Source organism: Promicromonospora sp. AC04 (genome assembly GCF_003058225.1).
GTDB lineage: Bacteria > Actinomycetota > Actinomycetes > Actinomycetales > Cellulomonadaceae > Promicromonospora.
Window position 1 is genome coordinate 428,741 of sequence record NZ_QBUG01000004.1, and the last position, 11,980, is coordinate 440,720.

Here is an 11,980-nt window from a genome sequence, read left to right on the forward strand (position 1 = left end):
CTTGGTCAGATCAGCTGGGCCGCACGGGAGCCGTGCGGAGCAGGGCGTAGAGCGCGAGGGCGGCCAGGACGACGGCGAGCGTCGCCCCGCCGAGGCCGAGCAGCATGGTCATCAGGCCCTCGGAGGCGGGCACCTCGGCATGTTCGAGGTCGGGCCGGAGCTCGACGTTGGCGATCGACCCCACCACACCCGTCCGGGTCGCGAGGTCGACGAGCACGACGGGCACCGCGAGCGGGACGATCAGGAGCGCACCCCAGGCCCGGAAGTGGGCGAAGCCCAGCCCGACGCACGCCCCGAACAGCAGGTACGTGGTGATCACGAGGCCCTCGGCGACCGCGGTGCCGAGCACGGTCACGGGCGAATCGAACGGGAGCGCGCCCAACCGCCGCCAGGTCATCCCGAGCGCCGTGCTCAGCACGCGTTCGCCCAGCAGGGCGAGGGTGGTCACGACGCCGAAGCCCGCGCCGACGACGAGGGAGCCGCGGACCACGCCACCGAACAGGGACCGGCGGCTGCCCCCGGCCGCCACGTGGAGCGCCAGGATGCCGGCCGAGGCGGTGATGCCGAGCCAGATCATCGGCCAGCGCGACGAGCCGAGCGTGGCGTCGAGGGCACTGATCGCCAGGTCGTTGCCCGTGGCGGCGTTCCCGACGCTGATCCCGACGGCGTACAGCACGTAGATGACCCAGAACCAGATCCCGACGGTGGTGCCCGCCCTGCGCAGCCTCAGGTCCACCCCGGCGACGCCGCGCCGGTGCTGGGCCCGGACGCGCTCTGTACGGCTCACCGCGGTCTCCTCGATGGTCGGTGTTGTCATCGTCATCCCCCTCAGACCGCCGGCCGCAGCAGGATCGTGCGCAGCGGCACGCCGAACAACCAGCCCGCCAGCGCGACCGTGGCGAGCCCGCCGGCCAGGCCGAGCAGGACGCCCGGGCCGCCGTCGGGCAGGTTCTGCGGACCGACGACGAGGGCCGTCACGCCGGTGTGCGTCGCCAGGTCGACCAGCGCCGCCGGGACGAGCGCTGGGACTGCGTAGAGCGTCCCGAGCACCATCCCGAAGCGGTAGTAACCGGCCGAGATCGCGGCGCCCACCAGGTAGTACGTGGCGACGACGAGCGTCTCGGTGACGATCGTCAGCGCGATGCCCGCGTAGCCGTCCACCGGCAGCCCGAACTCACGCGACCAGGTCTGGCCCAGCGCATCGAACAACGCGCGCTCGCCGACCAGGTAGACCGCGGTCACCACGCCGAGCATGACGCCGCCGACGAGGGCGCCCCGGACGGTCCCGGTCACGAGCGCCCGGCGGGTGCCGCCGGCGGCGACGTGCAGGCGCAGGTACGCGGCGGGGATGATCATCCCCAGCACCAGCACGAACCACCGGGACGGGCCGCCCATCTGGGCGTCGATGACACCCTCGTCCAGCCCCGAGCCGAGCCGCGCCTTGCCCACGATGATCGCCACGGCCACGATCACGAAGATCACCCAGTACCACGCGCCGATCATGCGGACGATGCGGATGGTGGCACCGGCCGCCCGCCGAGCGGCGCGCCCCTCGGCCGCGCGGGCCAGCGCGTCCCCGCCGGCGCGCGCGGCGACCGGGCGGGCCGTCGTGGCGCTCATGACGGGACGCTCCGCGGATCGGTGAGCCGGACGAAGAGGTCCTGCACCGGCACGGCGCCCACCTCGACGCCGGCCGCACGGGCCGCAGCCAGCTCGTCGTCGCCGAGCGCCCCCTCCAGGGTGACCTGGACGGTGTTGCCGAGCTGCTGGCGGTGCAGCACCCGGCGTCCGTCCGCGAGCCGCTCGACGGCGTCCTTCGTCCCCGTGAGGCTGAATCCCCGCGCTCGCATCTGGTCGGCGGGCTCCGCCAGGAGCACGCGCCCGCCATCGATGACGATGACGTCCTCGAACAGCCGCTCGACCTCCTCGACCAGGTGGCTGGAGAGCAGGATGGTGCGCGGGTGCTCCGCGTAGTCGGCCAGGAGCTCGTCGTAGAACGCGTACCGCGTGGGCGCGTCCATGCCGAGGTACACCTCGTCGAAGATCGTCAGCGGCGCGCGCGTGGCCAGGCCGATGGTGGCCCCGATCGCCGACCGCTTGCCGCGCGACAGGGCCGACGGGTTCTTGCGGACGTTCACCTCGAACAGGTCCAGCAGGCGTTCCGCCGTCTCGGCGCTCCAGTCGGGCCGCATGTCCGCGTAGTACTTGAGCGAGGTCGAGACCTTCTCGTCGTTCATCAGGTCGCCGCTCTCGCGGACGAGCTGAGTGCCCGAGGTGATCCACGGGTTCTCCCACGGGTCCTCCTCCTCGCCCTCCGGCCCGACGACGACGGTGCCGCTCGTCGGCCGGGTGAACGCCGCCAGCAGCGAGAGCATCGTCGTCTTGCCGGCACCGTTGCGGCCGAGCACCCCGGTGATGGTTCCGGGCCGGATCGTGACCGATGCGCCGTCGAGCGCAGTGCTGGCCTCGTCCTTGACCAGGGTCCCGTTCGGCAGCATCCTGCGGCTCCTGCCGAACTGGACGACGACGTCGTCCAGCCGTGCGCCGAAAGGTGCGGTCGTCATGACTCCTCCTTGTTTCGCCGGTCTCCGCTTCGCTTCCCGCTGCTGCCCAGCACGTACGCGACGACCTCGTCGGTGGGGATCCCGAGGATGTCCGCCTGCTGCAGGGCCGGGGCCAGGACGTCCTCGAAGTAGTGCTTGCGGTGCTCGTCGAGCAGACGCTCCCGGGCGCCCGGCGCGACGAACATGCCGAGGCCGCGGCGCTTGTAGAGCACGCCCTCCTCGACCAGCCCGGAGAAGGCCTTGGCGGCCGTCGCGGGGTTGATCCGGAAGGTGGTCGCGAACTGCGTGGTGGACATGACCTGCTCCTCCTCGCCGAGCTCGCCGGAGAGCACCTGGGCGCGGATCCATGTTGCGATCTGCACGTATATGGGCTCGGGGCCGTCGAACATGTCTCGGTCCTGACGTTCAGGGGTTCATTACTGAACTAATGAACCATGGCCGTGGGGGTGGGCGCAAGTGCTTTCGTGGGAACCCGGCCTAAACGCCAGTTGACCATGCGGTTGGTGCCGGATCCCTGGGTGGGTTCCGGACCAAACGCATGGTCAACGGGGGTCTAGCGGCTGGGTGGGGTGGCGGGTGGTGGGTCAGGCGTCGTCGGCGGCGTCCAGGGTGGCCAGCTCCGCCAGGTCGGCGGCTATCAGCTCCGCGATCTGGATCGTGTTCAGGGCCGCCCCCTTGCGGAGGTTGTCGTTGCTGACGAACAGGACCAGGCCGCGGCCGTCCGGGACCGACTGGTCCTGCCGGATCCGGCCGACCAGGGATGGGTCGACGCCGGCCGCCGCGAGCGGCGTCGGGACGTCGACGAGCTGGACGCCGGGGGCGTCGGCCAGCAGCTTGCGGGCCTCGTCCGGGGTGATCGGCCGCGCAAACTCCGCGTGGATCGACAGCGAGTGCCCGGTGAACACGGGCACGCGCACGCAGGTGCCCGCCACGGCCAGGTCGGGCAGGCCCAGGATCTTGCGGGACTCGTTGCGGAGCTTCTGCTCCTCGTCGGTCTCGCCCGAGCCGTCGTCGACCAGGTTGCCGGCCATCGGCAGCACGTTGAACGCGATGGGCGCTACGTAGATCTTTGGATCGGGCAGGTCGACCGAGCCGCCGTCGTGCACCAGGCCCTCGATCTCCTGCCCGACGGCGGCGCGCACCTGCCCGGCCAGCTCGTCCACCCCGGCCAGGCCGGAGCCGGACACGGCCTGGTAGGTCGCCACGCGCAGCCGCTCCAGCCCCGCCGCCTGGGCCAGCGGCGAGAGCACCGGCATCGCGGCCATCGTGGTGCAGTTCGGGTTGGCCACGATGCCCTTGACCGCGTCCGCGATCGCGTCGGGGTTCACCTCGGAGACGACGAGCGGCACCTCGGGGTCGCGCCGCCACGCCGACGAGTTGTCGACCACCAGCGCGCCGGCGTCCGCGAACCGGGGCGCGTGCTCGCGCGACGTGCCGGCGCCGGCGGAGAAGAGCGCGATGTCCATGTCGGCGAGGTCGTCGGTCGAGGTGGCGGCGACGTCCTCCACCGGGACGTCCACCCCGGCGAACGGGAGGGTCGTGCCGGCCGAGCGGGCCGACGCGAAGAACCGGATCGAGGCCACGGGGAAGTCCCGCTCCGCCAGCAGGCGGCGCATCACGGCGCCCACCTGGCCGGTGGCGCCGACGATCGCGACGTGCACGCCCTGGTCAGAGATGGCAACCATGTCAGCGCCCCGTTCCCGCGTAGACGACGGCCTCGCCGTCGGAGGCGTCGAGCTCGAACGCGGTGTGCACGGCGCGCACCGCGTCGTCCAGCGAGTCGGCGCGGGTCACCACGGAGATCCGGATCTCCGAGGTGGAGATCATCTCGATGTTGATGCCAGCGTCGCGCAGCGCGCCGAAGAGCCGCGCCGAGACGCCAGGGTGCGACTTCATGCCGGCGCCGATCAGCGACAGCTTGCCGATCTGGTCGTCGAACTGCAGCGAGTCGAAGGCCAGCTCGCCCTGCACGGCGGTGAGGGCCGCCATGGTGGCGGGGCCGTCGCCGTCGGGCAGCGTGAACGAGATGTCGGTGAGGCCCGTGGCCGCGGCCGAGACGTTCTGCACGATCATGTCGATGTTCGCGCCCGCGCCGGCGACGACCTCGAAGATGCGGGCGGCCATGCCGGGCACGTCAGGCACACCGATCACGGTGATTTTGGACTCCGAGCGGTCGTGCGCCACACCGGAGATGATGGGGGCTTCCATGGGGTTCTCCTTCGACATCTGGTCGGCCGCGACCACACGCGTGCCGTCGTGGGCGCTGAACGAGCTGCGGACGTGCACCGGCACGTTGTAGCGGCGCGCGTACTCCACGCTGCGCAGCGCGAGCACCTTGGCGCCGCAGGCCGCTAGCTCCAGCATCTCCTCGTAGGAGACCCGGTCGATCTTCCGGGCGGCGGGGACGATGCGCGGGTCGGCGGTGAACACGCCGTCCACGTCGGTGTAGATCTCGCAGACGTCGGCGTCCAGACCCGCCGCGAGCGCAACGGCAGTGGTGTCCGAGCCGCCGCGGCCGAGGGTGGTGACGTCGTTCGTGGACTGGTTGACGCCCTGGAATCCGGCCACGATCGCGACCTGCCCCTTGTTCAACGTCTCGCGGATGCGGTGCGGCACGACGTCGACGATCCGCGCCCGCCCGTGCACGGCGTCCGTGATGACGCCGGCCTGCTGGCCCGTGTAGGACTTGGCCTTCACGCCCAGGTTGTTGATCGCCATCGCCAGGAGCGACATGGAGATGCGCTCGCCCGCGGTGAGGAGGATGTCGAGCTCCCGCTGGGGCGGGAGCGGGGTGATCTGCTGGGCGAGGTCGAGGAGCTCGTCGGTGGTGTCGCCCATGGCGCTCACCACCACTACTACCTCGTTGCCCGCTCGCTTCGCCTCGGCGATCCGCTTCGCGACGCGCTTCACGCTGCGCGCGTCCCCGACCGAGGATCCGCCGTACTTCTGCACGACAAGAGCCATGCGCCTGCCTTCCGTTGCCGGCCTCCGTCTGTCTCAACGGCCCGCCGGGTGGTTGGGTTTGCGGCTTGATCGTACGACGGCGGGAGTCCGGGGGGGCTGTGACGTTCACCGTGCGGGATGGACGGCGGTCGCGTCCGGCGGCGTCCATGTGTCAGCCGGGCAGTCCCTGTCCACCCCACAGCGCCGAGAGAGGTAGGGCGGCCAGACGATCGCCGAACGGTCGAACGTGTTCGCCGAGATAGACGACGTACCCAGCCTTGAACCGTTCGCCCAGCCTGTCGCGCATCCACGCGAGGTGCGAAAACGCGTCGCTGCGAACCGAGCCGGACGCCTTGACCTCGATCCCGACGACGGCCCCGTCCCGTCGCTCGAGCACGAAGTCGACCTCTCGCCCCTCGCGATCGCGGTAGTAGGACAGGTCGGCGCGCACGGAACTGGTGGCAAGCTGTCGAGTGAGCTCCGTGAAGACGAACGTCTCCATGAGCATGCCGGACAGCTGGTGCCCGGGCCGCGCGACTGCCTCAGGGTGCGCGCCGACCAGCGACGCGGCAAGTCCCGAGTCCGTCACGTAGGCCTTCGGGGTCTTCGTCAACCTGGATGTCAAGTTGTTCGACCAGACCGGTAGACGCGAGGTCAGGTACACGATGTCGAGGTAGCCCAGATAGTCGCGGACTGTGGGCTGGGCAATGCCCAGGCTCTGCGAGATGTCGGTCACGACGAGGCCGGAACCTGAGCGCGCCGCGACGATCCGTAGGAGTCGCGGAACCGTGCTCACATGACGCACGTCCGCGAAGCTCGCGACGTCCCGCAGCACCACTGTCGAGACATAGCTGTCGAACCAGTCGTCGCGCAGCTCGGCATCGAGGCGGACCGCTTCCGGGTACCCGCCCCCGCAGATCAGGGAGAAGTACTGCTCTCGCGCCCAGTTGGTGGATAACGCCCGCCCCGTCAACCGCTCCGGTTCGAACAGGTCGCTCGGCGCGTCGACGTCTGCCCGGGTGAGCTCCGCCGCGCTGAGCGGCCACAGGTCGAGGAAGACCGCCCGGCCCGCCAACGACTCAGAAAGTGTGGGCACCGTCAGGAACCGCGTTGACCCTGAAAGCACGAACTGCCCAGACGCGTCGCTCTGGTCAGTGACGGCCTTGACGGCAAGCAGGAGACCGTCACCGCCACGCTGCACCTCGTCGATGATCCGAGGTGTCTCGCCGAAAGCGACGAAGGCCGTCGGGTCATCGCGGACCGTATTGAGCGTCGTCGCGTCGTCCAGCGTCGAGAAAGTACCGCCCGATGCCTTGTGCAGCTCGCGCAGCAGAGTCGTCTTCCCTGCCTGTCGAGGACCGCCCACGACAACGATCCGGAACGCACCGACGCGCCGTTCAAGGCCGGTGAGGGCGCGACGAGGCACATGGTGAGACATGCGACCATCGTAGCCCGCGGATTCGAAGCTGTACCTTCGAATTCGCGGAAGTTATACCTTCCAATCTGCGGGCGCTCCAGATGCGGATCCGTCAGGCGAAGACGTCCCAGGCCAGGCGGGCGATCAGGGCACCCACCACGATGACGAACACGACGCGGACGAACTTCGAGCCCTTTGCTACGGCCATCCGCGCGCCGATATAGGCGCCGACCAGATTCGCCAGGCCCATGCCGAGACCGAGCGCCCAGATGACGGCGCCGCTCGGGACGAAGAAGATCAGCGCGCCCAGGTTGGTCGCGAAGTTCACGATCTTCGCGATGGCCGACGCCGGGAGGAACGAGTACCCGAGGGCGCTCACCAGGCTGATGACCAGGAAGGTGCCGGTGCCCGGGCCGAGCAGCCCGTCGTACGCGCCGATGAGCAGGCCGATCAGCGCGGCGATCCGCTTGTGTCCGTTGCCGACCCAGCGCAGGTCGTCGTGCTGGCCGACGTTCGGCTTGAGCAGCGTCCAGGTCAGCACACCGACGAGCACGACGAGGATGATCGGCTTGAACAGCTCGTCCGGGATGTGTGACGCACCTATCGCGCCGCCGAACGCACCGACGAGGGCCGCGAGCGCCATCGGTCCGGCGGTGTGCAGGTCCGGCTGGACCCGCCGGTAGTAGGTGATGGCGCTGGTGGAGGTGCCCATGATGCTGCCGAGCTTGTTGGTGGCCAGGGCCTGCACGGGGCTGATCCCGGGGACGAGCAGCAGTGCGGGAAGCTGGATCAGGCCGCCTCCGCCGACTACGGCGTCGACCCACCCGGCGGCGAGGCCGGCGACCAGGAGCAGGACGATGGTGAGGAGATCGAGTTCGGGCACGGATGCATTGTGCGTGAACCGCGCAGCTCCCCACGCGGCGTCTCGTTCACGAGGACGGTGCGCTCACATCGTCGTGCCGCGCCGGACGACGACGGCGGAGCCGTCCGCGATGAAGGCCGAGAACGGTTCGGCGGCGAGGCTCTCGACGAACGGCCGGCCGTACACCTGCTCGACGTCGCACTCGAGGGCGGGGTCGCGAGCCTGCCAGACCTGCCAGCTCGGGTGCTCGACGCGGTACTCGACCGAGCCCCCGCCGCGCTGAGCGGCGTAGCCCCAGTAGTGCTCGGTGATGAACTCCTCCTGGGAGCCCTCGACGAGCGGCTGCGCGCTGCCCTCGGTGGTTGCCCGGAGGTGGTGCCAGGACCCGGCGTCGCGCCACGAGTACTCCACGACGCCGTCGGGCGGGTCGCCGTCGGCCGCGAGGTCGATGCGGTGCCGCATCGGCCGCGCCACGTACTTCTCGCCGTAGGCGACACGGGCGACGGTGGCCAGGGCCCAGCGGGGCACGATCTCCTTGACGAAGACGACGCCACGCCGCCAGCCGTCGTAGGCCCGGCGGCGCACATAGAACCGCAGGTTGATCTCGTCGAAGTCGCGGTGGAACGGGACAGGGACGCCGAGCAGCCGCGTGTCGAGGAACTGGAAGCCGACCACGCTCACGAAGTGCCGGCCGCCCCACGTGTCGAGCTCGACGCCGCGGGGCACGAGCGGCCGCAGGACCGCCGGGTCGACCTCGTAGTTGAGCATCACCAGCCGGCGCCACTCGGCCGCGAGGAACTTCCCGGTCTGCGCCTCGGGTCCGGTCACGCGGGGAACGTACCAGCCCGGCGGTCCGCATGTCAGTGCCGACCCGTAGGCTGACCTCTTGTGTACGAAGGCGCGGTCCAAGACCTGATCGACGAGCTCGGCCGGCTTCCCGGCGTCGGGCCCAAGAGCGCGCAACGCATCGCGTTCCACCTGCTCGCGACGGACAACCAGGAGGTCAAGCGGCTGGTCGACGCGCTGACCGAGGTGAAGCTGCGCGTCCGGTTCTGCGAGCTCTGCGGCAACGTCGCGGAGGCGGAGCGCTGCCGCATCTGCCTCGACCCTCGGCGCAGCGACGACGTGATCTGTGTCGTGGAGGAGCCCAAGGACGTGGTCGCGATCGAGCGCACCCGGGAGTTCCGCGGGCGCTACCACGTGCTCGGCGGCGCCATCAACCCGATCGAGAACGTCGGCCCGGACGACCTGCGCATCAGCGAGCTCCTGGCCCGCCTCGCGGACGGGACGGTGCAGGAGGTGATCCTCGCCACCGACCCCAACGTCGAGGGAGAAGCCACGGCGACCTATCTTTCCCGACTGATGGGTCACATGGGTATCACTGTCTCGCGGCTGGCCTCTGGTCTTCCTGTGGGTGGAGACTTGGAGTACGCGGACGAGGTGACGCTCGGCCGGGCGTTCGAAGGTCGCCGTGTCATCGGAAACGACAAGTAGGTGGGACCACGATGAGTGAGATAACCCCCGGTTCGGACCTCCGCGAGGTCGCAGACCAGGTGTCCGCACAGGCACGGACGTTCCTGTCGACGGTGACCCAGGTCGCGTCGGGCGGGATGCCGGGGGCGGAGCTCTCGCTGCTCGTGCTGGCGTCGTCCGACCTGCTCGCGGCGGGGGCGCGGCTCGCCGCGATCGTGGACGTGGTGCCCAAGGAGCGCTACGAGCCCGACGCCGGACCCGACACCGACCTCGACCCGCTGCGCGAGGCCCTGTCCAAGATGTTCGACGGGTTCGACGACTACACCGAGGTGGTGGACCCCGTGCTGGGCGAGGACGTCGGGTCCGCGTCGCTGTCGGGCGACCTCGCGTGCGTCGCCGAGGCCCTGGCCAAGGGGCTGCAGCACTTCGACAGCGGCCACGAGGTCGAGGCCCTGTGGTGGTGGCAGTTCTCCTACTTCTCGCTGTGGGGCGAGCGCGCGGCGTCGGCCCTGCGGGTGCTGCAGGTCCTGCTGGCGCACGTGCGCCTCGATGTGGAGGACGACGTCGCCGCCGAGGCGGAGTACGACGCCCTCCACTCCTGAGCCGGCGCGGGTCGAGCCGACCCGCGCCGGATGCGTCAGGCGACCCGGGTGCCTTGCGGGAGCTCCGCCGTCGGGACCCGCAGGCGGTTCACCGCGACGACGACGCCGGCCGCGCCGAGCAGCAGGTCGAACCCGAGCCCCCACGGCCACACGAGCTGGTCGGAGACCTTGACGGGCTCCACCGGGGAGTCGGGCTGGATGGTGTTGCCGTCCATTACGTACCCGCTGCACCAGTCCTGCGGCCCGGTGTCACCGGTCCGCGCGTACCGGACGCCGTACTGCAGCACCGCGAGCATGTTGCCCTCCTCGGAGAGCTGCTCCGGGTCGCCGTTGAGCGGCTGCGCGTCGGCGACCACCACGAACGGGTTGGGGGCGAGCAGCCACCAGGTGCGCTCGCTGTGCCAGACGTCGACCTCGTGCGTCTGCCACTCGCACTCGGGTGCCGTGGTCTCCTCCCAGGTGTACCCGGGCTCGACGTCCCACACGCGCACGCTCTCCGTGGTGGTGGTCGCCGGCACGAGCAGGCCGAACAGGATCGGCAGGACGGCGGTGATCCCGCCGACGGTCAGGTAGGTCAGCACCGCCGACCCCGACGTCTTGCTCACGATGGCCGAGAAGCCCAGCCCGATGGCGCACACGACGCCGAGCATCAGCGCCAGCATGAGCACGGTGGTGAGCAGCGCGAGCCAGTTCACGCCGCCGCCGACCAGGGCCCACACGAGGAACGGGATGCTCGCCACGAGGAACGCGAGCGCCGCGATCCAGGACGCGGCGAGCTTGCCGAGCACTATCTCCGCCGGCGACAGCAGGGTGACCTGCAGCGTCGCGAGGGTGCCCGCGTTCCGGTCTCCGTTGATCGCGCCCGACGACAGGGCCGGTGCTACGAGCAGTCCGAGGAACAGCACGAAGCCGACGACGATGCTGTAGACCGTCCCGCCGAACGGCTCGTCGGAGCCCGGCTGGTCGCCCGACAGGATGCTGAACGCGCCCGTCGTGAGCAGCGTGATCAGGCCGACCATCAGGAACCACACGATCAGGGCGGTCTTCCACCGCGTCGACCGCACGCGCTGCCGCAGCTCCAGCACCGCCACGGTGCGCAGGCCGTGCCAGGACAGGGACCAGGTGCCGCGCTCGCCGGGCACTACGCCGTCGGGCTGCGCGGACTCGACGACCTCCACGTCAACGCTCATCGTCGCTCCTCCTCAAGGGCCAGGTAGGCCTGCTCCAGCACGCCGCCCGCGGGGGCGAGGCTCGACACGTCGATGCCGGCCTCGATAGCGGACCGCAGCAGTGCCGCGGCCGCGGCGTCGCCGGTCAGCTCGACGAGCACGCCGGGGCCGTCGGGCTCCTTGCGGTAGGCCGGGCCGTCCTCGTCCAGCCGGGCAGTGAGCGCCTCCGGGTCCAGCCCGGTCAGGCGCCACTCGCGCGGCCGGTCGCCGTCGGCCACCGACTGGGTGGCGACCGTGCGCCCGCGGGAGATGAACACGGCGTCGTCGGCCATCTCGTCGAGCTCGGTGAGCACGTGCGAGGAGACCAGGACCGTCTTGCCCTCGGCCGCGAGCCGGCGCACGAGCACGCGCAGGTCCACGCGGGAGCGCGGGTCCAGGCCGGAGGCGGGCTCGTCGAGGAGCAGGACGTCGGGGTCGTGCACGAGCGCGCGGGCCAGGCCGAGGCGCTGCTTCTGGCCGCGGGACAGGACGTGCGCGGGCTGGTCGGCGAGCTCCGACAGGTGCACGAGCTCGAGCAGCTCGCTCGCGCGGGCCAGGCCGGCGGCCGCGTCAATGCGGTACGCCGCAGCGACCGTGGTGAGGACCTCACGCGCCGTGAGGGAGTCCCACGTGCCGAAGACGTCCGGCATCCAGCCGGTCCGCGAGCGCGCGACGTAGTTCTGGGTCACCGGGTCCGCCCCGGCGATACGGATGGTGCCCGCGTCGGGCTTCAGGAGCCCCGCGAGCATGAGCAGGAGGGTCGTCTTGCCCGACCCGTTGGGACCGATGAGCGCGGTGACCCGGCCTGGCGCGGCGACCAGGTCGACGTCGGCCACGGCATGGACCGGCCCGAACGAACGCCGCACGCCCTGCGCGCGGATACCACCGTCTGGTGTCATGCGGGGACATTA

General features: G+C 70.8%; 13 protein-coding genes. 2 read left to right on the forward strand and 11 right to left on the reverse strand.

The genetic code is table 11. The annotated features are described in order from the left end of the window. Positions 1 to 10: 10 nt before the first annotated feature. The 9 genes from C8K30_RS13540 to C8K30_RS13580 all read right to left on the reverse strand — a co-directional run bounded on the left by C8K30_RS13540 (position 11) and on the right by C8K30_RS13580 (position 8,614). Complete coding sequence (locus C8K30_RS13540) at positions 11 to 817, reverse strand: hypothetical protein (protein ID WP_146197464.1); 807 nt, start codon at positions 815 to 817, stop codon at positions 11 to 13. Positions 818 to 828: 11 nt separating this feature from the next. Next, a complete protein-coding gene (locus tag C8K30_RS13545) occupies positions 829 to 1,620 on the reverse strand; it encodes a hypothetical protein (RefSeq protein ID WP_108493416.1) in 792 nt (263 codons plus the stop codon). Then, on the reverse strand, positions 1,617 to 2,564 hold the full coding sequence (locus C8K30_RS13550; protein WP_108493417.1) for an ATP-binding cassette domain-containing protein: 948 nt from the start codon (positions 2,562 to 2,564) through the stop codon (positions 1,617 to 1,619). The genes C8K30_RS13545 and C8K30_RS13550 overlap by 4 nt, the downstream gene beginning before the upstream one ends. Then, positions 2,561 to 2,953: a GntR family transcriptional regulator gene (locus C8K30_RS13555; protein WP_108493418.1), complete on the reverse strand. Its 393-nt coding sequence runs from the start codon at positions 2,951 to 2,953 to the stop codon at positions 2,561 to 2,563. Before C8K30_RS13555 ends, C8K30_RS13550 begins: the two co-directional genes overlap by 4 nt. A gap of 195 nt (positions 2,954 to 3,148) precedes the next feature. Beyond that, entirely contained in the window at positions 3,149 to 4,249 is a 1,101-nt protein-coding gene (locus tag C8K30_RS13560; RefSeq protein WP_108493419.1) for an aspartate-semialdehyde dehydrogenase, read from the reverse strand. Position 4,250: 1 nt separating this feature from the next. After that, positions 4,251 to 5,528 carry an aspartate kinase gene (locus tag C8K30_RS13565; protein WP_108493420.1) on the reverse strand — a complete coding sequence of 426 codons (1,278 nt, stop codon included), beginning with the start codon at positions 5,526 to 5,528 and terminating at the stop codon, positions 4,251 to 4,253. A gap of 151 nt (positions 5,529 to 5,679) precedes the next feature. Further along, positions 5,680 to 6,945, reverse strand: a complete 1,266-nt coding sequence (locus tag C8K30_RS13570) for an ATP-binding protein (RefSeq protein ID WP_199230473.1) — start codon at positions 6,943 to 6,945, stop codon at positions 5,680 to 5,682. A gap of 91 nt (positions 6,946 to 7,036) precedes the next feature. Then, positions 7,037 to 7,807, reverse strand: a complete 771-nt coding sequence (locus tag C8K30_RS13575) for a TSUP family transporter (protein WP_108493421.1) — start codon at positions 7,805 to 7,807, stop codon at positions 7,037 to 7,039. Between the two features lie 63 nt (positions 7,808 to 7,870). After that, positions 7,871 to 8,614: a YqjF family protein gene (locus tag C8K30_RS13580; RefSeq protein WP_108493422.1), complete on the reverse strand. Its 744-nt coding sequence runs from the start codon at positions 8,612 to 8,614 to the stop codon at positions 7,871 to 7,873. A gap of 60 nt (positions 8,615 to 8,674) precedes the next feature. Between C8K30_RS13580 and recR the strand changes: the two genes are divergently transcribed. After that, the gene (recR, locus tag C8K30_RS13585) at positions 8,675 to 9,280 is read left to right on the forward strand and encodes a recombination mediator RecR (protein WP_108493423.1); all 606 of its coding nucleotides are present in this window, start codon (positions 8,675 to 8,677) and stop codon (positions 9,278 to 9,280) included. An 11-nt stretch (positions 9,281 to 9,291) separates the two neighbouring features. Continuing rightward, a complete protein-coding gene (locus C8K30_RS13590; RefSeq protein ID WP_108493424.1) occupies positions 9,292 to 9,861 on the forward strand; it encodes a DUF5063 domain-containing protein in 570 nt (189 codons plus the stop codon). Between the two features lie 35 nt (positions 9,862 to 9,896). On the opposite strand, the gene C8K30_RS13595 is transcribed toward C8K30_RS13590, so the two are convergent. Continuing rightward, the gene (locus C8K30_RS13595; RefSeq protein WP_108493425.1) at positions 9,897 to 11,051 is read right to left on the reverse strand and encodes an ABC transporter permease; all 1,155 of its coding nucleotides are present in this window, start codon (positions 11,049 to 11,051) and stop codon (positions 9,897 to 9,899) included. After that, positions 11,048 to 11,968 carry an ABC transporter ATP-binding protein gene (locus C8K30_RS13600; RefSeq protein ID WP_199230474.1) on the reverse strand — a complete coding sequence of 307 codons (921 nt, stop codon included), beginning with the start codon at positions 11,966 to 11,968 and terminating at the stop codon, positions 11,048 to 11,050. Before C8K30_RS13600 ends, C8K30_RS13595 begins: the two co-directional genes overlap by 4 nt. Positions 11,969 to 11,980: the final 12 nt, after the last annotated feature.

Coding starts and splice junctions, on each gene's coding strand:
- C8K30_RS13540 (WP_146197464.1), bottom strand. CDS start 817: ATGACAACACCGACCATCGAGGAGACCGCGGTGAGCCGTACAGAGCGC.
- C8K30_RS13545 (WP_108493416.1), bottom strand. CDS start 1,620: ATGAGCGCCACGACGGCCCGCCCGGTCGCCGCGCGCGCCGGCGGGGAC.
- C8K30_RS13550 (WP_108493417.1), bottom strand. CDS start 2,564: ATGACGACCGCACCTTTCGGCGCACGGCTGGACGACGTCGTCGTCCAG.
- C8K30_RS13555 (WP_108493418.1), bottom strand. CDS start 2,953: ATGTTCGACGGCCCCGAGCCCATATACGTGCAGATCGCAACATGGATC.
- C8K30_RS13560 (WP_108493419.1), bottom strand. CDS start 4,249: ATGGTTGCCATCTCTGACCAGGGCGTGCACGTCGCGATCGTCGGCGCC.
- C8K30_RS13565 (WP_108493420.1), bottom strand. CDS start 5,528: ATGGCTCTTGTCGTGCAGAAGTACGGCGGATCCTCGGTCGGGGACGCG.
- C8K30_RS13570 (WP_199230473.1), bottom strand. CDS start 6,945: ATGTCTCACCATGTGCCTCGTCGCGCCCTCACCGGCCTTGAACGGCGC.
- C8K30_RS13590 (WP_108493424.1), top strand. CDS start 9,292: ATGAGTGAGATAACCCCCGGTTCGGACCTCCGCGAGGTCGCAGACCAG.
- C8K30_RS13595 (WP_108493425.1), bottom strand. CDS start 11,051: ATGAGCGTTGACGTGGAGGTCGTCGAGTCCGCGCAGCCCGACGGCGTA.
- C8K30_RS13600 (WP_199230474.1), bottom strand. CDS start 11,968: ATGACACCAGACGGTGGTATCCGCGCGCAGGGCGTGCGGCGTTCGTTC.